Consider the following 21,234-nt stretch of genomic DNA (forward strand, 5'->3'; position numbering starts at 1 on the left):
CGGGTCAGGGCGTGGCGGTATGGCTGGTGATCCACTCTTGCACGGCGTGAGCGGTCTCCTCCACCGAGGCGTCGGTGGTGTCGAGCAGGGTCATCGGCGGGGTCATGGTCGCCGCGTTCTCCCGGATCCACGCCGCGTATTCCAGCATTTCCGCGATCCGCGGCTCGTCCCATTCCCGCCACGCCGGGCGGGCCCGCAGCCGGGCAGCGAGCACTTCGGGATCGCACATGAGGGACAGGTAGTGGATTTCGGAGAACAGGGCACGCTCCGGCAGCGGTTCGAACTCCGGGGGCACGACCGTGCCGCACAGCACGACGGGGCGGCCGTTCTGGTGGATCATGGCGGCCATACGCAGCCACGTGGACCGGAACAGCCGGTGGTGGTGGGACGGGTCGCGGAGCCCGTCCACCCACAGCACGTCCTGTTCCACCACCACGTAGCGGTCGGACAGCCGTTCGGTGAGCAGCCGCCCCACCGTGGATTTTCCTGTGCCACTGGGCCCAGTCACCGCGAACAGGGGGAGGCGTCGGAACGGCCGCCGGTGCCCGCACTCGACACAGTGGAGCACCGGCGGGTCTGCTTCCACGACGGGAGTGTCCGTGTACGCGTCGCAGCGCGCACAGATGAGGAGGTTCACGGCTGCGGCCTAGTCGAACAACTCCTCGAGGAAGCTTTTCCGGCGACGCTTGTAGCCATAGGGGCGTGGGGAGTCGGCGTAGTACGGTCGGGGAGAGTCGGGATAGTAGGGGCGCGGCGAGTCCGCATAGCCGTAGGAGTCTGGTCGGGCGTGGTACATGGGTGGTGGCGGTGCCCCGTGCGGTGGAGGCGGCGGGGGCGGGGCCGCGTAGTGACGCTGCTCAGCCGCCACGATTTGCTCCAACTCTCCGGCGTCGAGGAAGATGCCTCTGCACCGTTCACACTGGTCGATGTGGACACCCATACGGTCGAAGGTGCGCATACGGCCTTGGCACTTAGGACAAATCACAGTGCCATCGTATTCGGGGAAGGGTTGCCAGTGTCCCTAGCCGACGAGACACGCGCGGGCCGCCATTGGCCGTGTCGTTTTTCTCCCTAAAAGACCGCAGGTCATTCCGGGTTTCCGAAGGATTTGGACAGACAAGGCGACAGTCCCGCCTGTGGAAGGGGTTCACAAAGGGCTGAGCCTTCTAAAATTCCGGTTGGGGCGCCGCACCGGTAGGCCGCGCCAGCATCAGACCGAGGAAGCCGCCGATGAGCAATGATTCCCCCCAACTCCCCGATTTCCTCCTCGCTGGTCGGTATCGGCTGCACAGACTCATCGGCGCAGGAGGGATGGGACGTGTCTGGGAGGGTGTCGACGAACTCCTTGATCGGCCGGTAGCCATCAAGGAGTTGACGATCAATGAGCATCTGCCGCCGCAGGAGATCGAGATTCTGCGGGCCCGGATGCTGCGGGAGGCGCGTAGCGCCGCTCAGCTCAGCCACCCGTCGATCATCACCGTGTTCGACGTGGTGGAAAAGGACGGTTTTCCGTGGATTGTGATGGAGCTCGTCCACGGCAAGTCCTTGAGCGAGATCATCAAACAGGAGGGGGCGATCAGCCCGGAGCGGGCCGCTAATCTCGGGCTTCAGGTGGCTGCGGCGCTGTCTGTGGCGCACCAGCGCGGGATCGTGCACCGCGACATCAAACCGGGGAACGTGCTTGTGGCCCGGGGGGACCGGGCGGTGCTCACCGACTTCGGTATCGCCTATTTGGAGGGCAGCAGCCGGCTGACTCGGACGGGGAGCCTGCTGGGGTCGCCCAGTTATCTCGCGCCGGAGCAGGCGCGGGGCGAGCCTGCGAGCCCGGCAGCGGACATGTGGGCGCTGGGCACCACGTTGTATGCGGCGCTGCACGGGGCCCCGCCGTTCCAGCGCGCCACGCCGATGGCCACGCTCACCGCGGTGGTGGTGGACGAGGTGCCTCCGCCGGTGAAGGCGGGGCCGTTGCGGCCGCTGCTGGAACAGTTGCTCAACAAGGACCCGCAGAAGCGTCCCACGGTGCACGAGGTCGTGGAGGAGCTGCAGCGGGTGGTGATGAGCTTCCCGCCGCAGAGCAGTTCCGCGTCGTCCACGGGGACGCACACGCTGCAGGAGGAGGCCAGCCCGGCCCCTGCCGAGGTGAGCGTGGCGAAGCCGGCTGCGGACACGAGTGCGCTGCCGCTGTCCTCGCCTGCGGAGCCGGGGAAGCGGAACAGCACGCTGGCGACCGTCGGCCTGGTGGCGTTGGCGCTGTGCGTGGTGGTGGCGGTGATCACCGCCGTGGTGCTGTTCGTCCCTGCGGGCGGGAACAGTCGGGCGGACGGGGAGCAGCCGGCCGCGGAAACCTCGCAGAGCAGCGAGGAGACGGGGCAGGCGGAAGAGCCGGAGCCCACAACCTCCGCGGAGGCCGCCGAGCAGGGCGTCGGAGAAGACGACGAGGACAGCGAGGAGGAAGCGGAGGACGACGACTATTCGGGGCCTCCGCTGGTCCGGCACGAGGATCCCACTGGGTTCTCGTTGGACGTGCCGGAAGGATGGTCGGTGGACCGGCGGGGAAGCAGCGTGTTCTTCCGCAACCCCGAGGGCGGCTATCTGCAGGTGGACCAGACGGATTCGCCGAATCCCGACGCGAAAAAAGACTGGGAGGCCCAAGAGCGGGGCGCGGCTGGACGCTTTTCGAACTACTCCCTGATTGACATCAGATATTCCGACCACCCGTCGATGGAGCGTTATGTGACGGCGTCGGATTGGGAGTTCACCTTCACGATCAACGGCCAGCGGATGCACGCGGTGAACCGGGGATTCCACACCGAGAAGAAGGGGTATGCGCTGTTCTTGGTGTATCCGGCGGACGGCTGGGAGGAGACGGGGGCGCCGCTGCTGGACCGGATGTCGGAGAGTTTCGAGCCTGCCGCGTAGTCGGGGAGTGGAGACACCCGTGAGACGGGTGTGAGAAATGTCCCCAGGCGGGGAAAGAAGAGGAAAAGAAGTGGGGGTCGGGGCGCCCGCACGCACCCCGACCCCAGGTGGCTCAAGTCTCCAGGCGAGCTCTCTTCAGGTGGCGAAGAGCCAGGGCGCCCGCACGCACCCCAACCCTTCCAGGGCTGGCTCAAGCCTTGGAGACGAGCCCTTCGGTGGTAGAGACCCAGGCGCCCGCACGCACCTCGGTCTCTCTGGGAGTGGCTCGAGTGGGGTGAGCCATCATCCAGTGAGGATCCGGTGACCGGTTCGGCCCTCCCGGGTAGGGCCGCCGGTCTGGGGGCTCACAGATCTCTTGCCGGGGGGAGGAACGGTGGCCACCCTGAGGATGGGAGGAGTGGAGGAAGGCAGCCACCGCCCAACAAGGGATCTTCTCCTGACCTTTTGGGAGCGCTCCCAAGCGGTCGATACCTATTATTTGTGGCACTCTTCATAGATGTCAATGGGTTCGGGGCAGGAAAGTTCATTCGTCTCGTTCTGGGGCTAAGAACAGGAAAAACGCTAATTGGACGTTCGCTGATGAAGATCTAAAAACCGGAAAAACTTCGCACTGTCGGTGGTGGTGTCCACGCCAGGAAACCCGCCCCGGCGCCACCCGGCTAAAAAACCATCCCGCGCCTCCCCGCGATGACGGCCCCCGGCCCCGCTGACCACGCCACGGCGGGGTAGACGTGGACCCATGACCACCGTCGCATCCCACGAACACACCCCGCTCGCCCGGACCCTCGCCGTAGCCATCCGCGGCGACGTCGACTTCTCCCCCCTCGCCCGGGCGCTCTACTCCGCTGACGCCTCCATCTACCGCCGCATCCCCCTCGGCGTCGTCTACCCCCGCCACACCGACGACATCGCCGCCACCGTCGAAATCTGCCGGGAAGCCGGAGTCGGCATCACCATGCGCGGCGGCGGCACCTCCTGCGGGGGACAAGCCCTCGGAACCGGCGTGGTCGTGGACACCTCCCGCTACTTCAACCGCATCCTCAGCGTGGACCCGGAAGCCCGCCGCGCCGTCGTCGAACCCGGGGTCGTCCTCGACACACTGCGCACCGCCGTCGCCCAGCACGGGCTCACCTTCGGCCCTGACCCCTCCACCCACAACCGGTGCACCCTCGGCGGCATGATCGGCAACAACGCCTGCGGCTCCCATTCAGTCGCCTGGGGCACCACCGCCGACAACATCACCGCCCTGCACGTGGTCACCGCGGACGGCCGCCACCGCACCGTCACCGCCACCCAGATCACCACCCCCGACGGGCTGCCCGACCACGCCCTCATGGACGGCTTGGACGCGGTCGCCGCTCACGCCCTCGCCCCCATCCGCACCGAACTCGGCCGCTACCGCAGACAAGTCTCCGGATACCCCCTGCAGCACCTGCTTCCGGAACGCCGCGACTACGCCAAAAGCCTCGTCGGCACCGAAGGCGGCTGCGCCATCACCACCTCAGCCACCCTCACCCTCGTGCCCGCCCCCAAAGCACGCGTCCTGCTCCTCGTTGGCTGCGCCGACCGCTACGCCGCCGCGGAAATCGCCCACGAATTCCTCGCCTACCGTCCGCTCACCGTGGAAGGCATGGACACCGAACTGCTCGGCCCGCGGGTAGCCGACCTGCCCGAAGGCGGCGCGTGGCTGTACGTGGAATTCGGTGGAGACACACCCGCCGAAGCCGAAGCCGCAGCCCGCCGCGCGGAACGCGCCTTCGCCGCCCACGTCCGCTCCACCCTCGTCGTCACCGACCCCGCGGACCGGGTCCGGCTGTGGCGGATCCGCGAAGACGCCGCTGGACTCGCCACCCGCCCGCCCAGCGGCGACGAAGCCTGGCCCGGCTGGGAGGACGCCTCCGTGCCCGCGGAAAACCTCGCCGCCTACCTCCGCGACTTCGACGCGCTCTGCCGCGACGAAGGACTGTCCGGCCCCGTCTACGGCCACTTTGGCGAAGGATGCCTGCACGTGCGGCTCAACGCCGACCTGACCAGCCCGGAAGGCGTGGCCCGCTACCGCCGGTTCGTTGAAGCCGCCTGCGACATCGTGGTCCGGCACGGCGGCGTGCCGTCTGGGGAGCACGGCGACGGGCAAGCCCGCTCCGAACTGCTCTCCCGCGTCTACTCGCCCGCCCTACTCAACGCGTTCGCCGACACCAAACACGTGTGGGACCCGCACAACCTGCTCAACCCGGGCGCGGTCGTGCGGCCCCGCCCGCTCGACGCCGACGTGCGGCCGCTCGCCATGGCCGCCCCGGTCCGCCCCGTCCTGCGGCTCGCCGAGGACCGCGACGACTTTGCGCGCGCCGTGCGCCGCTGCGTGGGCGTAGGCAAGTGCCGCGCCCACGCCGGGGCGATGTGCCCCAGCTACCAGGTGACCCGCGAGGAAAAAGACTCCACCCGCGGCCGGGCCCGCGTCCTCGGCGAGATGCTCGCCGGGGAAGTGGTCACCGCCGGCTGGCGGTCCCCCGAAGTGCGCGAAGCCCTCGAACTGTGCCTGTCCTGCAAGGCGTGCGCTCGAGAATGCCCGGTCGGAGTGGACGTAGCCGCCTACAAGTCGGAGTTCCTCTACCACCACTACCGGCACCGGATCCGGCCGCGCGCCCACTACACGCTGGGCTGGCTGCCCGTGTGGCTGAAACCCGCCGGCGTGATGCCGGGCCTGGTCAACACGGTGGCCCGCTCCCCGCTCGCCGGGCTCCTCAAACGCGTCGCGGGAATCGACCGGAGACGCGATCTGCCCGTGTTCGCCACCCGCCGCCAACGTCGCGCCTCCGCCGCGGATCGGACCCCGCTGCGCCGCGGGTTCACCACAGACCAGCCGCGCGCCGTGCTGTGGACCGACAGTTTCACCCTCGCGTTCTTCCCGCAGGTGCTCGCGGACGGCCGCGCCGTGCTGCGGGACGCGGGCTGGGAAGTCGTGGACAGCCCGGCCCGGCTGTGCTGCGGGTTGACGTGGACGTCGACCGGACAACTCGGGGTGGCGCGGAGAGTAGCGGAGCGCACGGTGCGCGCCCTGCTGCCCGCGGTGCGCGCGGGCGCGGTCATCGTGGGCCTGGAACCCAGTTGCACCGAACAGTTGCGCCGCGAACTGCCGCGCCTGCTCGGTACCGACGAGGCCGCTGAAGTCGCTGGCGCGGTCCGCACGCTCGCCCAGGCGCTCACCGAGTTCACCCCCGACTGGGAGCCGCCCCGCATCACCAGCCGGGTGATCGCTCAAGTGCACTGCCACCAGCACGCCGGATCCGGCTGGCACGCGGAACGAGCCCTGCTGGAACGGGCCGGAGCCACAGTGGAGGTGCCGCAGAACTCGTGTTGCGGCCTGGCCGGTGATTTCGGGTTCGTGGACGGCCACTACGAAGTGTCGCTGGCATGCGCGGAACAAGGACTGCTGCCCGCGGTGCGCGCCGCAGGAGCCGGGGACACGGTTCTCACCGAAGGGTTCAGCTGCCGACTGCAAGTCACCCAAGCCCACCCGGAGGCCCGGCCCGTCCACCTGGCGACCCTGCTCCGTAACGGCCGCGGCAGCCAAGCCACGGCCGGGCAGTGACCTGTCGGTGTTCCGGCTTCAGCGGAACACCGCTGCCCGGGCCAGGTCCATGGAATGCTCCCCCAGCCTGGAACCAGGGCGGGGAAACGCAGCGGCCCGCCGGGGATGCCCCGGCGGGCCGCCCCAACCTTTAACTACCTGCCAGTAACTCGTCACTGGACTGACCAGGGCGTGTCACGCACCAGGGTGTGCCGCAGTGGATTGCTATTTCTGGCTCTGGCGGCGCAGTTGGCGCGCCCGCACGAACGCTTTCAGCGCCTTGATGATGCGCCCGGATCCCAACAGAGTCAGCCCCATCCCGGCCCATGCTTCCGCTTCACCCTTGGTGTCTCCGATCTGCTGGAACAGTTCTTGGGCGCGGGTGACAGCCTTGAGGGCTTCTTCAGGCCGATTCGCTTGGCCGAGCGCTGCGGCAAGACCACTCCAGGCCTGCGCTTCACTCTGGATGTCCCCGGCCTGCTGGAACAGTTCTTGGGCGCGGGTGAAAGCCTCGGCAGCGTCCTCACCCCGACCCGCACCAATCAGCGCTGTGCCGAGGCCAGCACACGCTTCCGCTTCACCACGGGCGTCCGTGGTTTGGCGGAACAGCGTGCGGGCGCGAGTGAGCGTGTCGACGGCTTCCGTAAACTCACCTGAAGCAAGCTGGGACATGCCAAGGGCAGCCAGCTCCGGTGCTCCAAGGGCGGCGCCTTCTTCCTGCCCTAGCAAGTCACGGACATGGTCGGCGGCCTTGACGGCTTCTTCCGTCTGTCCTGTTTTCCGCAGTGCCTCCGCGAGGCCAGCCCATGCCTGTGCTTCGCCTTGGGTGTCCTCGGTGCGCTGGAACAGCTCTCGAGCGTGGGTGAAAGCGTCGATAGCCTCCTTCGGCCGGTTCGCTTGGTTGAGCGCTGTGCCGAGGAGCACCCATGTCTGTGCCTCGGCGTGTGCGTCCCCGGTGCGCTGAAACAGCTCTTGGGCGCGGGTGAGCGACTTGATGGCGTGCTCAAACCGGCTCATACCGAGCAGGGTGAGGCCACGGCAGGACAATACTTGCGCTTCCCCGTAAGGGTCTGCGGTCTGCTCGAGCAGAGCATGGGCGCGGTCTAAAGCGTCGAGGGCTTCCTTAAAGCGGCCCATACTCTGGAGCGCGAGACCGACACCGGTGAGCGCCGGCACCCCGCTGCGAGGATCTGTGATACGCCCCAGCAGGTTGGAGGCGTTCGTGAACGCCTCAAGAGCGTCGTCGAGCTGACGCGCTTGCTGCCGTGCTCCACCAAGCCCGGTCAACGCTTCCACTTCGCCAAGGGTGTTCCCGGTTTGGCGGAACAGGTCGCGGGCACGAGTGAACGCTGCGCCGCCCTCCTCGGGGCGGCGCATGCCTACCAAGGCAAGGCCGAGAGCGAGCCATGCCTGCGCTTCTGCGTTCGGGTTGTCGGTGGCGTGCGCAACAGCTTGAGCAGAGCGGGAAACCTGTTCCAACTCCCCGAAACGACGCCTGAGGTCCAGGTACTTGGTCAAGAGCAGGGGGAGAAGAACCGCTGCGTCGGTGTGGTCGAGGGTGGGGGCAGCGAGCGCGGCAGCTACCAGAGTGGCCTGCTCGTTGTCCAGCCAGGCCAGCGCCTCCTCCCGGCGGGCGAACCGGTTGGAAACCTCTTGACTGGGTGGGGCTTTCAAATGGGTGTCCGCAGCGTGAGCCGTGGTCACGTAGTAGTCCAACAGTCGGGTAAGAGCCTGGTCGCGGTCGGCAGGCGGTTGGGGGTGGCTGGCAGCGTAGTCGATGAGCAGGTCATGCGCTCCCCACCGGTCCTCGCTGGCGTGTTGGAGCAGGTGCACGGCCACCAGTTCTTCAAGCACTTCTTCCACGGCGTCTTCGTCAAGGCCGGTGAGTACCGCGGCGGCGGACGTGGAAATAGTCGGGCCTGGGCTGGAAGCCGTAAGAAGGAAAACTCGTGCTTCGTCGTCGGTCAGTTGTGCGAGGGAGGTGTCGAAGACCGCTCGGAGAATCCGTGTTTGACTCGCGTCTCGGCTGAGGTCGTGGATCTTGTCCACTCGCGAGGCCGCTTTTTTGAGCCGTTGCACCAGGCGGGCAGGGGTGAGTTGGGGAGTACGAGCGAGTTGTGCGGCAACGATCTCCAACGCCAACGGCAGATAGCCGCACACCTCAGCTAGTTGCCGCAAGCCCTCAGTGTCGCGGGTGCGCGCATCGTCTTCCTTGAGGATGCTGGCCACCAGTTCCACGGCCGCATCGGCGGTGAGAACGTCCAGGTCAATGTGGTGGGCACCGGTCAAAGAGTGCAGGCTGCTGCGGCTCGTGGCTACCAGCCGGTGATTGCCGGGACCGGGAAGCAGGGGGCGCACCTGCTCGGCGCTCTGAGCGTTATCTACCACCACCAGCACCGGTCGGCCGCGCGGGTCGTTGCGGGACAGTTCCGTCAGAGCTGACCGGTAGAACGCGGCGCGCTCCTCAAGCTCCGCGGGGATCTCCTCGGGGGCGATACCCATTTGGCGCAGCAGCACGTCTAAGGCTGCGCCTGCGGACAGGGGTACGGCGCCGGGGGTGTAGCCGCGTAGGTCCACGAACAGTTCCGCGCAGAACCATTCACGCTGGTGGGCTATCCGTCCTGCGGAGGCGACCAGAGCGGTTTTACCCACTCCTCCCATGCCCGCCAGCGCGGACACCACGACGCTTGAGGACGTTTCGTCCTCCTCCTGGTGAGAAGCGGTGGGGTCAAGCCAGCTCAGCAGAGTGTCCACTTCGTGCTGGCGGCCTACCAGGGCCGGGGGAGGGGCGGGGAGGGAGAACTTCGCGGTGGGGCGGGACCGATGGAGATAAAAGTGAAAATTGTTCTCTTTTGTGATCTGTTGGCCAATAACGTTGTTGCCAGCCTGGGCCTTTATAATTTTGATATGGGCTGGGGTAGAGTTCGGTGTGGACCCGGTGTCGCTCACTTGCGCTCCTTCCGGGACTGAGTGGTCTGCTTTCCGATGACGTCCTTTCCGGCCTCGATGCCGCGCATGTGGATGTAGTCTCCGCCCGGGGAGGTGTCGGGACCGGTTTTGCCTTTCACGGAGCGCCCGGCTTTCACGCTTACGAACTTGATGACATCGCCGTTCCCGCTTTTCTTGCCTTTCCCCTCAGGGGAAGCAGGAGGAGGCCACAAAGCCACCACCAGGCCTGCTACTGCCACCACGAAAGAGGCGATAGCAGAGAATTGGCTGAGCTCGTTGAGCCCGCCTAGGCCAGGCACGAAACGGGCAAGCGCCCACAGTCCGGCCAGTATCACCGCAACAACAACAAGGATTGTCACCCAAAGCCATTTGCGCTTCATACGGAGATGGTTCCCCATCCTCAGCTGACTATGGACATGTCGCCGTAGTTTTTGTGCGCAACTGATACACGGTCGAAATCAGCAGACGAGCACAGTTTGACCCCGCTGTCTTCTACGCAAGGAAAAGGTGGATCAACGGCCGGCAGGGACCCGGCTTCAGGTGCGACCGGAATAGCGGGGCGGCTATCGGCCACTATTCGCAGTACTGGTCTCACCGAAGGTTCCGGCGCGGCCGCACGCCACCCAGACCCGCCTAAGGCCAATCCCGTCCACGTGGCGCCCCTGTTCTCTAAGCGTCGCAGTTGCGCACAGCCACAGGCGGACAAGGACCTGCTCTGTCGTGCACCGCGCGAGGAACCAGAACCGAAGCCGTGAGGCACAAGAAAAGGCGGGGATCCAGAAAAATCCCCGCCACTGCCAATGTACGACACACCCCAGGGCTTGCGGCAAGACCCCGGGTATGCCGCAGAATCGCTGGCCTGGACTGGGACACGCGTTGATGGGGGACGAGCGTCATGATCGATGTGATCATCGTCGGCGGGGGACCGACCGGCACCATGCTGGCCAGCGAGCTGCGGCTGCACGGCGTGCACACGGTCGTGGTGGAGAAGAGGGCCGAACCGACCCGAATCGTCCGCGGACTCGGGTTGCACGTGCGCAGCATCGAAATCATGGACCAGCGCGGCCTGCTGGAACGGTTCCTCGCCCACGGCACAAAACACCCGGTGGGCGGCTACTTCGCCGGGATCATGAAGCCGTGGCCGAAGTCGCTGGACACCGCCCACCCGTACATCCTCGGCATTCCGCAGCCGACCACCGACCGGCTGCTAGAGGAGCGCGCCGCTGAACTGGGCGCCGACATCCGACGCGGCTGGGAACTCGTGGGATTGAGTCAGGACGAGGACGGGGTGACCGCACAACTGGCCGACGGCACCCAGTTGCGGGCCCGCTACCTGGTCGGCTGCGACGGCGGCCGCAGCACCGTGCGCACCCTGCTCGGCGTCGGTTTTCCCGGCGAATCCGCCACCACTGAGTGGCTGCTGGGCGAGGTGAAAGCAACCGCAAGCCCGGAGACGGTCGCTGCCGTCATGGCGAAGGTGCGCCAAACCCAGCTCGGGTTCGCCATGGGCCCTCTCGACGACGGGGTGTACCGGGCCGTGGTTCCCGCAGCGCACGTGTCCGAAGACCGAGCGGCCCCGCCCACCCTGGAAGAGTTCGCGCAACGGCTGCGGGAGGTGACGGGCACCGACTTCGGTGTGCATTCGCCGCGCTGGCTGTCGCGTTTCAACGACGCTACTCGGCAGGCCGAGCGCTACCGGGTGGGGCGGGTCCTGCTCGCTGGCGACGCGGCGCACATCCACGCACCCCTCGGCGGGCAAGGACTCAACCTGGGCATCCAGGACGCGTTTAACCTCGGCTGGAAACTGGCCGCAGCGGTGAACGGCTGGGCGCCGGAAGGACTGCTGGACAGCTACCACACGGAACGGCACCCGGTCGCCGCCGAGGTTTTGGACAACACTTTGGCGCAGTCCGCGTTCATGTCCACCGATCCGCGAGCCCGGGCAGCACACCGACTGCTGTCAGAGCTGATGGACTTCGAAGAAGTGAACCGGCATGTGATGGAGAAGATCACCGCGGTCGGGGTCCGCTACGACTTCGGGGACGGCCATGCCCTGCTCGGCCGTCGGCTGCGGGACGTGCGCCTGGGGCAAGGGCGCTTGTATGAGCGGATGCGGCACGGCCGCGGAGTGCTGCTGGACCGGACTGGGCGGCTTTCCGTGGCGGGCTGGGCGGACCGGGTCGACCATGTCGCCGACAGTGCAGCGGAGATCGACGTTCCTGCGCTGCTGCTGCGCCCGGACGGCCACGTGGCCTGGATCGGGGAGGACCAGGACGACTTGCTCGCCCATCTGCCCCGGTGGTTCGGCGACCCAGCAGCCTGATCCGGAGTGCCGGACGGCCCCGCAGCAAAGCAGTCCTCCAATGCCACGGCAACCGGTTGTCGCGGCAGAGCCAAGGCCGCGCCGGGGACCTGCCGTTCTTCCCCCGGTCGGCGGCTGCCGGAAGGGGGGTCAGAGTTCAGGACCGCGGTCTTTGCTGCGGTGTGGGGTGTCAAGGTTGCGGCGCGGGGCAGGAGCCTGGGACCGGCCGTGTGCGCGTGTCCCAGGCGGGACCATCCCTTGCTGAGCCTGCCGTACCGCTTCGAATGCTTTGGCAATCGTTGGGTTCTGTATTTCGAGCCCTGCTTCGTTGTCGAGGGTGAGGGACTGTCCTGCGCCTTTGCGCTGATAGACGGGCTGTCCGGTTTTGCGGCTGCTGATAGTGAGCGTCCCGTCGGGAAGGGCTTCAATGGTGTTTCCCTTGGTCACCGCCAGGATTCTGCCGTCGGCGGTGTATTCCGTGAAGTCTTCCCTGGGCGGGTACATACGGCCGTCGAACTTCAGGCCGGGGTTGGGGTTTTTGGGGACGCCGCTGTATTCGTCTTCGACTTCTTCCAGGACGGTGTTGAGGCGGTCGAAAGCTTCCTGAGCGGTGGTGGGCGGCGGCATTTGGTCGAGACGCTGGTAGACCAGGGCGAGGCGTTCTTTGAGGGAAAGAGGGCTAGGGGTGTCTTGTTCCGGCATATGCGGTCTCTTTCCTGGAGTGGATTAAGGGGCGAGGAGGGCGTTGCGGGCGATATCGAGCGCTGTGGAGAAGGAGTCGGTGACGGTGTCGTGTCCGGCCATAGCGGTGGCCTCGTCAGGGTCGATGGACACACCCCACTCGCCGCTAGGGGTGCCGTCGATGACTGCGGTACGGCCCTGGGCACGCAGGGTGATGGAGACGGCGCCGGAGCTGAAGGTGTGGACTTGGCGGTCGATGGCAGGGCCAAAAACAGCGGTGATGGAAGCGTGGATGTCGTGGGGGGTTGGCACGGCCATGGCTTTCTCCTCAGACGGTGGTTAAGTGACGTGAATATCGACTTGATGACCAGTCAGGATCGGTAAGGACATGGTGTTCAGGGGAGCGGGGCGGATGGGACGAACTTCCGTTGGTGTGAAAACCGGACCGGATGATACCGGTGTGGCGGTTAGGGGCGTCGAGTAGATTTCGAAGACCGTTCCATTCCCGAGCGCGGCGGCATAGTGCCGGGCTCTCGGCTGTGCGATTCCCCTTGAAAACGCAGTCCTAGGTGCTGTATCAGGCGTGGCATTCCTCCATACGGTCGCTGTCGATCACCACAGGAGTGCACCGCCCAGGGGGTGGTGTCGCCCTACGGACCCGTTCGGGGCCGATGGTGGGCCGGAGCACCAACGTGCCTATCGTTGCTAGTTCTTTTGGAGCGTCGGCCGGTAGGGGTATGGCCGGAACCGGTCAACTTTGACGTCCAGTTTTGTGGCGTTATTTCTGTTTTGTAGTGATATCTGGGCGAGTGTGTGGGTAGGGTGGCGTCGATACGATCCTTTTCCGCACATGTTCGAAAGTGTGCTGGAGAGGCATGCGGGACTGGCGCCACTCGTTGAACGGCGCACCCTCATGCCGAGGCTGGAAGAAAAGGAGTAGAACATGGACCACACATGGAAGGGCAGAAGCGACAAAGAAGTCCTCTACGACGAAGACACTTCTGACGAAGTGATCCGAGATGTCCTTGACCATACTTCTGCAAGGCTGAGTGCAGCCCTGGCGCGCAAAGCGGAAAAGATCGAAGACCCCAAGGCCAGGGAGGAAATTAAAGAGCGCTCAATAGAAGTGTGGCAGATTCAAAACAATCTTGGTCTGAGTCGAGAGCAGATGGTCGAGAAAATTCTGAGGATGCGCGAAGAGCTGGACGAGATTAAGAACGAAGGCTGAGAGCCTGGGGAATGGCTAACGAATTCGACGTCTCTCCGGAAGAACTTCAAAGAATATTTGACGAATTAATACAGCCCCGGCTGTTCAGGAACGCAAAGCCCTATCCGCGGGGTGAGCGCCCGGTCCTGGTCCAGTTGGGCGGCCAGCTAGCAGCGGGAAAATCGCACGCTCTCAACGATATTGTCGTCCGGCACGGCGGGCGCATAGTCCAGCTCAGCCCTGACCAGCTGCGCACGTTCCATCCCCGCTATGAGGAGATCATGCGGGACCGCCCCCACGAGATGGTCCCCTTGACCTCGCAGGCCATGTACGTCTGGTCCGACATGGTTCGCCAATACGCCCACCAGCACGGGTACGGCATCGTCGTCGAGGGCACCTTCCGTTCTCCCGAATACCTGGTGCAATACGCTCAGGAAGCGGCTCAACCGGTCCCGGGTGTCCACGACGGCTTCCTTAACGAGATCGTCGTTGTCGCCACTCCCCGCGAGCAGAGCGCCTTGGACATGGTCGGCCGCTACCTTGCCGATCCCCCGGGAGAGGGCCGGTGGGCTGACATTGGCGGCCATGACGCCACATTCGACCAACTGCCCTTGTCGGTCGAGATATTGGAAAACACCCCGCAGATAGACCGGGTGATCGTCACCGACAGGGCAGGAACGATCCACTACGACAACAGCCGCGGACCTGACGGGGCGTGGCAGCAGCCGGCACGTGCCGCGGAAGCCCTACGCGAAGCGCGCAGCGAAGGAAAAATCCCCTTTAACGCTGAACAAGCGCAGAAATGGCTGAACGCCTACTGGAAGAACTCCGCTGATCTCATCGCTCGAGAGGAGCTGAACCCCACCACAGCCCCGACGATGCTCGCCCTGCACCAGCATGCGGACCGCGTCGCCCACGTCGCCTATGCGGATGATCCTGAGCGGATGGCGCAGCACGAAACGTGGCAGAAAGTGCAGAAGATCGTTTTCCAGGCTGGGGAGCGCGGCGTTCCCAACACGCAGCTTCCGCGCCATCCAGAAGAGTTCATGAACGCCAGCAAGGAGGAGAAGACACGTTTCTATGCGCTGGTAGCGGGGGCGCTAAAAGAAACCTCGCAGGACCTGCCCAAAGACGCTGTGGAAGCAGTGAAACGAGCACAGCAAGGGGTAGCGCCGCCCATGAGGGGCACGTCGACTTCCCCGTCCCCTCAGGCTGCTGCGGACAAGCGTCAAGGACGTGAAAAAGACCCCGGTCTTGAGCGGTAGCGTCCCCCGGTCCGGCCCTTAACCGTCACCACGCCGCTGCGGGAAACATCGACGAAGGCGTTCCCACCTCATCAGGAGCCAGAACGAGAAGCCGCAACCGGTTGCAGTAACACGCGAGGGTGCGCCGCCTCTATGCCTGGGGCAGCCCACCCTCGTGTCAGGATCAGCGTGTTATCGCTCGAGGTTTGTCCAACTGGCGGCTCAGGACACGGCTGCGGGACGTGCTCGAGGAAAGAACACGACGCCGGTCCCGGACAGCGGCCTGCGGTGGCCTGGCGTTCATCCGGTGCACCCGCATGTGGACTTTGATGAGCTCAGAGGAGACACCGCTTTCGCGCATCCGCTGTTCCATCAGCACGCGGCGCTCCGCAGAGTCCCAAGGAGGAAGGGCTGCCTCGCCTTTTTCCCCGGCGGTGGGCTCCGGCACCAGCGGCCCTGCTCCATCGAAGTCGTATTCGGCGCTGGCGTGAGCCGACCGGTCCTCGCGCGGGGCCTCGTATACGGGAGCCTCGTGAACCTGTTCGGAGGAGATGACGCTCATCTCGTAGCGTTCCAACGTTCTGCGGTAGACCACGTCAATACGCGCGGCTTCCGTCTCGTGTTCCCGCCAGGCGGTCACGACCTCGTGGACTTCCGCGATCTCCACGACAGTGGCCTGCCTCCACCACTGCGGGTTGTCCACTACGGCGAGCTTCTCCCGGGCCTTGTCCCACACCGCCTGGTAGCGGGCTTGGGCCGCAGCACGGCGTGCAGCTTCCTCCCGCTCCCGTTCAGCGATCTCACGGATCTTCCCGATGACACTGGCCCACTGGCGTCCGAGCTGTTCCGCTACGTGGAGCGCTTCGCGCAGGTTCTCATAGAGCGCTTCCTCAATGCCGTCAGACTCGTTCATTTAGCCTCCAGGTCAGCGCCCCTCGCGGACGTCAGGGAACAGTCCCGGCGGGGCGGGGTGTAGGGCAGGGGAGCACCGGGTTTGTTCTCGTCTTCGCTGCGTCCGAACGGTCCGTCGGGAGGAAACAGGATGTTCATGTGGTAGTCAGCGTGGTCGCGCCACCAGGTGCTCATTCCCAAGGCGCCGTCCAACCGGAGGTGCTCCCAGGCCCGCCACAGGGCATCCAAACGAGACACGGCCTCTGCCGAGCGCCACCATTCAGCAGACCAGCGGCGAGAGCTGCGGGGACCAACTTTGCGCTGGTACATGGGCAGAATGACCTCGCGCACGAACTCGTCCACCGAGCCGTAGAACAGTTCGGCGTGGTCTTCCCCCTCGGCTTCTTCTGTAGAGAGAGCCGCCCCACCATCCGGCCCTGTCCTAAGAACCCGCGGTGGTCCTGCCCCGCGCCCGGGACAGGACCACCAGTGCTTCCCCTCGCTGTGCGGTCACTCCGACGACAACCGTTGCGCGGCGCGGTCGATGGCCTGCTCTACCGCACCCACCCGGTCGGCGAGCAGTCCCACCGCGCCCACCGCCCGGTTGATGGGGGAATCCTCGGCACCGCCCAAGGCTTGGGCGCGTTGGAACGCCGCCTTCACCTCGGCCCACCGCGCCCGCTGCTCCTCCGTCATGCGGCCGCGCAGCTCAGCCAGCTTCAACAAGTTCGCTTCCGCGCCCGAGGCGAGCGCCTGCGCCTCACCCCGATAGTGGTCGTCGATGAGCGCCTCCACCTCGGCGTCGTTCATTACCGGAACGATTCGTTCCGCAATCGCGTTCATGTTCCGGTACGAGCCTTGAAGCAGGAACGGCGGCTCGGTGCGTGCCGCATCCGACTGGGCGGCCGAAGCGATATAAGCCCGGTTCACCGCCAACACCACCTCCTGCACCCGCAGCAAGGTGCGCAGCACCGACAGGATCTGCTCCAACTCCACCTTCGAATAAGGGTGGGACAACTGGTCGGGGCGGACACCTTCCTCGCCGCGAGCCAGCCGCACCAGCAAGCGCACATCCCCGCGGTCCCGCGTCGACAGCGGGGCCAGCACCGGGTTCGACGTCAACGCGTTCTCCACGTAGCTCAACGCGAACACGTCATCCCGGCCGCTGAGCACGTCTCCCAGATTCCACACGTCAGCGCGGTTCGCGAGCATGTCCGGGACCCGGAACCGTTTCCCGTCCTCCGTGTACGGGTTGCCGGCCATGCACACGGCGAAGCGTTTGCCGCGCAGGTCATAAGTGCGGGTGCGGCCCTGCCATACACCCTCCATGCGCCGCTGGCCGTCGCACAGCGACACGAACTTCTGCAACAGCTCCGGGGACGTGTGCTGGATGTCGTCCACATACAGCAGCACGTTGGTGCCCGCCTCCAACGCGAACGAGATCTTCTCCACCTCTTGGCGGGCCGTGGCGTTCGGCGCCTCAGCCGGGTCCAGCGACGTGACCGCGTGCCCCAAGGACGGGCCGTTCACCTTCACAAACAGCAGACCCAACCGGTCGGCCACGTACTCCATGAGCGTGGTCTTGCCGTAGCCGGGCGGGGAGATCAGCAACAGCAGCCCCATCTGGTCGGTGCGTTTGCCGGAGCCCGCCGCCCCCAACTGCTTCGCGAGGTTGTCGCCGATCAACGGCAGGTACACCTCGTCCACCAGCTGGTTGCGGACAAACGAGCTGAGCACGCGAGGCTGGTATTCGCTCAACCGCAGCCGGGCACGTTCCGCGGCAACCAGTTCGTTGCGACGGCGCAGATAGGCGCGGTAGGCGGGCACGCGTTCCGTGCGGAAGCGGCGCAACCGGTCCAGGAACTCGTCCAACCGCACCTCCAGGCGGCGTTCCTGGATCCGCGGGTGCACGCCCAGCAAGCCGTCCACTGCTGCGGTGAGCGCCCCCTCCGCTGGGTAGCGGGGAAGAGTGTCGGCGAGCAGCAGCGCGACCGCTTCAGGAAGGTCGGCGGTGTCCACGTCCTCCCGGGTTGCGGCGAACGCGGACAGCCACGCGTGCACCACGCGGAAGCGGGCCGCCACCTTCGAACCGAGGGCAGCAAGCTCTGCCGTGAAGTCCTGGTCTGGGCCGAGCGCGTCACGGAACCGGTCCACCAGCGACCGCGCCCCCGGGCTGGTCACAAACCCCTCCGGGCTGGCAGCGAGTTCTTCCACCAGGTAGCCGCCCGCGCCCGCAGCCCAGTCGCGGTAGGCGTCCAATCCCGTGGTGGTGAGGAACACGGTGACCTGTTCTTCAAGTTCTGCGGCGAGCTCGGCGAGCGCGTCCGCGGTACCCGAGCCGAACAAGGACCGGGCCCGCACCAGGGACCGGGCTCGCGCCGCCCACTCCTGCCGGTCCGGGGCCGCGGTGCCGTACGCCCACCACACTTGGGCTGCGGCCCGGCACCGGCCCGGATAGCGCAGCAGGCCCGCCCGGTCCACGAGGCGCACCAGCACGGCCAGGATCGCGGCAGCATCGTGGTCGTGGACGCCGCGCTCATACCCTTCGTCATAGCGGGACTCTGCTTCCCGGCGGACCACGGCGAGCAGCGCGTCCCGATCCTCCGCGGCCTTCCGCAGCGCGGACAGGGACAGGCCGTTCCGTCCGGCCTCGGCTGCGGCGAGCAGTTCTGCCGCTAAATATTCGGCCCGGTACACGTCCGGGGATTCCGACACTAAAGGCTGGTCCCAGAACGGGCGGGTCTTCTCAAAGTCCGGGTCGGTCACCCAGGACCGGTAGTCGGTGCCGGTGATGACGTAGGCCATGCGCCCCTCGTGGGGCACCATGGTCAATTCCAGCGGCTGGGTGTTGACAGCGAACCGGTGGCGGCCCAACTGGATGGTGGTGCCGTCGTCGGCGAACAGGTCCTGCCGGTCCCGCAGCGCCCGTCCCGCCTCCTGCCGGGCCGCTGCGACCTGGCCGTCAACCTCTTCAGCGCGCACCTGGTCGCCGAGTTCCCGCAGCTCCTCGGCCAGGGAGCGGAGTTTGGCGACCATGGGGTCGGAAGTGAAGAACGTGGTGACCTCGTCCAGCGAGCCGAACGTGGCGGCGCGGCGTCGCACACTCGCCAGGATGCGTTCCGCGGACTCCACCAGCCGGTCGGCGCGGCGCATCCGCTCATCCACTAAGGCTTGTTTGCGGGCGTGCAACGCCTCGTAGATGTCGTCGCGTTTCGTTTCCAGTTGGGCGAGGAAGTCGCTGAACTCCGCGAACCGCGACGTTAAACCGTCCACCCGCAGCAGCAGCCGTCCCAACTGCTCGTCGCAGGCCTCCGGCGTGTCGGCGGCGGCGAGCGCACCGGCCACCGACTGTTCCAGCAGCGCGAATTCGGCGGCGAACTCGGCTTTCCGCTCCGCGGACAGCAGTTCGCGGCGGCGCGCGTCCACGATTGCGCGGGCCCGGTTGATCGTGGCCAGCACTTCCGCGGCCTGTTCCAGGATGCGGGTGCGCACCGTCGCGTCGGCGGCCTCCAACGAGCCGACCACTTCGGTGACGGTTTCCAACCCGTCGGTCTGCTCGGCGAGCCTGCGCTGTACTGGTTCAGCGTCCGCGACCGTGGCGATCGTCTCCGCCTCGGCGGCCAGGGCGGCGACCGCGGAATGGTAGTCGGCGAACGCGTCCGCGCCGCTGAGGAACTCCACGGCGCGGCGTCCCGCATCCGCGGTCGCTGACTCGAGTGTGTCGATGAGCGCGTCCAAGCGTGCAGTGTCCACGTAGCGGAGGTCACGCAGGGTTTCTGCGCGGCCGCGGGCCCGGCGCATCTCCGCGAGGCTGCGCACCCACTCGTCCGCGGAAGTCGGCACCTCGGCGCGGATCAGGCGCACGAGCGCGGTGATGTCCGCTTCCGTCTCGTCGAGAGCACGCCTGGCCTGCGCGGTGAGCTCCTGGACTTTCGCGAACTCGTCCACCACCTGTTCGGCGGTGGCCCGCACCTGGGTGAGCGGCTCCGCCAGGTTCTCCAACTCCGGGTCGGACAGCCAGTAGTGCTGGTCGAGGATGCGCGTGCACGCGGCGATCAGCCCGTCGAACACCGGCCCGGACGGGGCCATCTCCCGCACCATGCGGGTCACCGCCAAAGCGTCGGAGATCCCGCGCACCAGGTCGGCGTTGCCGACCCGTTCCAACGGCCCGGTTCCCGTGGGTTGGCGGGCCGCGTACGTGTCGGACTGGAACGGGGTCCGCCACACCTGCAAGGGGTGCACCCGGGTGGGTTCGTCGTCCAAGGCGCGGAACACCACCATGGTGCCGTCGTCGAAGACCGCGTGCCCGTGGCAGGAGATCGGGGTGGCGACCTCTTTGCGGATCGTGTTGTAGGGCAGCAGCAGGCTGCGGCCCTCGGCGCGGGAGTGGAAGACGTAGAGGACGTCTTCGCCGTTGGGGGAGCGGACCAGGGAGAGGAACTCCAGGCCGGACACGTCGGTGTCGAACGTTTTGACGGCTCCGGTGGCCAGGTAGTAGCCGCCGGGGAAGATGATCCCCTGGTCGTCGGGGAGCCGCTGGCAGGCCTGCCCGATCCCGTCGAGGCGGACCACAGTTTTGGTGCGCGTGTTGAACACCAGGTGCCGGTGCTCGGTCTCCTTGTACGGGAGGATGCGCAGCAGGAGGAGAGATCCGATGCGGGCGTAGGAGACGTCGGCGTCGGCGAGGCTCTGCAACCGTTCCGCGACCGGTTCGCTGTAGATGCCGTCCCGGGTCTCCGTGTCGTTGTCGACCTTGACGGTCAGGGTGCCGCCGACTGTTGACACGAACACTTCGCCGTCGACGGAAATATGCGGGTGGCGGCCGAGCACGTGGTCGTCGCGGGTGGTTTGCACCCAGGTGACGTCCTGCTGCGGCGGGAGAACATGGTCCCGTTCCCCCTTGTTGTCCACGTAGGTGACAGAGCCGTCGGCCCCGATCCGCCAGCGCAGCACCCGGACGTCGGAGACCGTGGGACCGGTTTGGAACACGGCGAGCAGCAGGCCTTCCACGCGCCGCAACTGCAGGAGCCGCGTGTTTCGGAAGTACCGGTACATTTCCGCAAAATCGCGGCGGAATCGGGTGTCGTCTACGAGGCCCGGCAGGTCGCCGGGCGCTGCCGTGACGAGGGAAGGCGTGCCGTCACCGGACGAGAAGCGGTGCAGGGAGAACACGTCGGAGACGCGGGTCTCCGACCCTAGTCCGCGGGCCGGGTTGGCGCCAAACAGCAGGAAAGAGCCGAGGGGGACGATGTCCCGCGGCACGCAGGCGGCGGCGGTGTGGATGCGTTCGGTGCCGAGCAGCGCCAGCTCGGCACCCCCGAAAACTTTCAGCCGGGCAGCGTTGAGAGTTTCGGCGCGGCGCGCCAGCTCCTCGGCCTGCTCGCCCAGCCGGGCTCGGAGCACCTCGTAGGTGCCCATGTCGAGCCCGGCACGGGTGTCGTCGGAAGCGGGTGTGACAAGGTCAGTCACGAAA

The 21,234-nt window shown here is 66.5% G+C and carries 14 protein-coding genes; 5 read left to right on the forward strand and 9 right to left on the reverse strand.

Annotated features, from left to right (window positions below; all coding sequences use genetic code 11):
• Positions 1-4 precede the first annotated feature (4 nt).
• Positions 5-637, reverse strand: a complete 633-nt coding sequence (locus TF1_RS09040; protein ID WP_016189340.1) for an AAA family ATPase — start codon at positions 635-637, stop codon at positions 5-7.
• 9 nt (positions 638-646) lie between these two features.
• On the reverse strand, positions 647-985 hold the full coding sequence (locus TF1_RS15855; protein ID WP_081430436.1) for a TFIIB-type zinc ribbon-containing protein: 339 nt from the start codon (positions 983-985) through the stop codon (positions 647-649).
• 245 nt (positions 986-1,230) lie between these two features.
• Between TF1_RS15855 and TF1_RS09045 the strand changes: the two genes are divergently transcribed.
• Positions 1,231-2,919 carry a serine/threonine-protein kinase gene (locus TF1_RS09045; protein ID WP_011293268.1) on the forward strand — a complete coding sequence of 563 codons (1,689 nt, stop codon included), beginning with the start codon at positions 1,231-1,233 and terminating at the stop codon, positions 2,917-2,919.
• A gap of 739 nt (positions 2,920-3,658) precedes the next feature.
• Positions 3,659-6,508, forward strand: coding sequence for an FAD-binding and (Fe-S)-binding domain-containing protein (locus TF1_RS09050; RefSeq protein ID WP_016189338.1), 2,850 nt, complete (start codon positions 3,659-3,661; stop codon positions 6,506-6,508).
• Positions 6,509-6,712: 204 nt separating this feature from the next.
• Here TF1_RS09050 and TF1_RS09055 read toward each other — a convergent pair whose 3' ends face one another.
• Both TF1_RS09055 and TF1_RS09060 read right to left on the reverse strand, forming a co-directional pair.
• A complete protein-coding gene (locus TF1_RS09055; protein WP_082797709.1) occupies positions 6,713-9,436 on the reverse strand; it encodes a tetratricopeptide repeat protein in 2,724 nt (907 codons plus the stop codon).
• Positions 9,433-9,816 (reverse strand): hypothetical protein, encoded by a 384-nt coding sequence (locus TF1_RS09060; protein ID WP_038044181.1) that lies wholly within the window; start codon positions 9,814-9,816, stop codon positions 9,433-9,435. Before TF1_RS09060 ends, TF1_RS09055 begins: the two co-directional genes overlap by 4 nt.
• Positions 9,817-10,331: 515 nt before the next feature.
• Here TF1_RS09060 and rox point away from each other — a divergent pair.
• On the forward strand, positions 10,332-11,759 hold the full coding sequence (rox, locus tag TF1_RS09065; RefSeq protein WP_016189335.1) for a rifampin monooxygenase: 1,428 nt from the start codon (positions 10,332-10,334) through the stop codon (positions 11,757-11,759).
• A 129-nt stretch (positions 11,760-11,888) separates the two neighbouring features.
• Here the strand turns inward: rox and TF1_RS09070 are convergent, their stop codons facing one another.
• Positions 11,889-12,440: a hypothetical protein gene (locus TF1_RS09070; protein ID WP_011293263.1), complete on the reverse strand. Its 552-nt coding sequence runs from the start codon at positions 12,438-12,440 to the stop codon at positions 11,889-11,891.
• 24 nt (positions 12,441-12,464) lie between these two features.
• Complete coding sequence (locus tag TF1_RS09075; RefSeq protein WP_011293262.1) at positions 12,465-12,737, reverse strand: hypothetical protein; 273 nt, start codon at positions 12,735-12,737, stop codon at positions 12,465-12,467.
• A 625-nt stretch (positions 12,738-13,362) separates the two neighbouring features.
• Here TF1_RS09075 and TF1_RS09080 point away from each other — a divergent pair.
• Entirely contained in the window at positions 13,363-13,647 is a 285-nt protein-coding gene (locus tag TF1_RS09080; protein WP_011293261.1) for a hypothetical protein, read from the forward strand.
• 11 nt (positions 13,648-13,658) lie between these two features.
• Positions 13,659-14,891 carry a zeta toxin family protein gene (locus tag TF1_RS09085; protein WP_011293260.1) on the forward strand — a complete coding sequence of 411 codons (1,233 nt, stop codon included), beginning with the start codon at positions 13,659-13,661 and terminating at the stop codon, positions 14,889-14,891.
• A 163-nt stretch (positions 14,892-15,054) separates the two neighbouring features.
• Here the strand turns inward: TF1_RS09085 and TF1_RS09090 are convergent, their stop codons facing one another.
• The 3 genes from TF1_RS09090 to TF1_RS09100 form a co-directional block, all read right to left on the reverse strand.
• A complete protein-coding gene (locus TF1_RS09090) occupies positions 15,055-15,783 on the reverse strand; it encodes a hypothetical protein (RefSeq protein ID WP_011293259.1) in 729 nt (242 codons plus the stop codon).
• Complete coding sequence (locus TF1_RS09095) at positions 15,780-16,124, reverse strand: DUF4913 domain-containing protein (protein ID WP_016189333.1); 345 nt, start codon at positions 16,122-16,124, stop codon at positions 15,780-15,782. Before TF1_RS09095 ends, TF1_RS09090 begins: the two co-directional genes overlap by 4 nt.
• A gap of 147 nt (positions 16,125-16,271) precedes the next feature.
• On the reverse strand, positions 16,272-21,230 hold the full coding sequence (locus TF1_RS09100) for a DNA repair ATPase (RefSeq protein WP_061783809.1): 4,959 nt from the start codon (positions 21,228-21,230) through the stop codon (positions 16,272-16,274).
• Positions 21,231-21,234 lie beyond the last annotated feature (4 nt).

The sequence above is a fragment of the Thermobifida fusca NBRC 14071 = JCM 3263 genome (genome assembly GCF_001592045.1).
In the GTDB taxonomy this organism is placed as follows: Bacteria; Actinomycetota; Actinomycetes; order Streptosporangiales; family Streptosporangiaceae; genus Thermobifida; species Thermobifida fusca.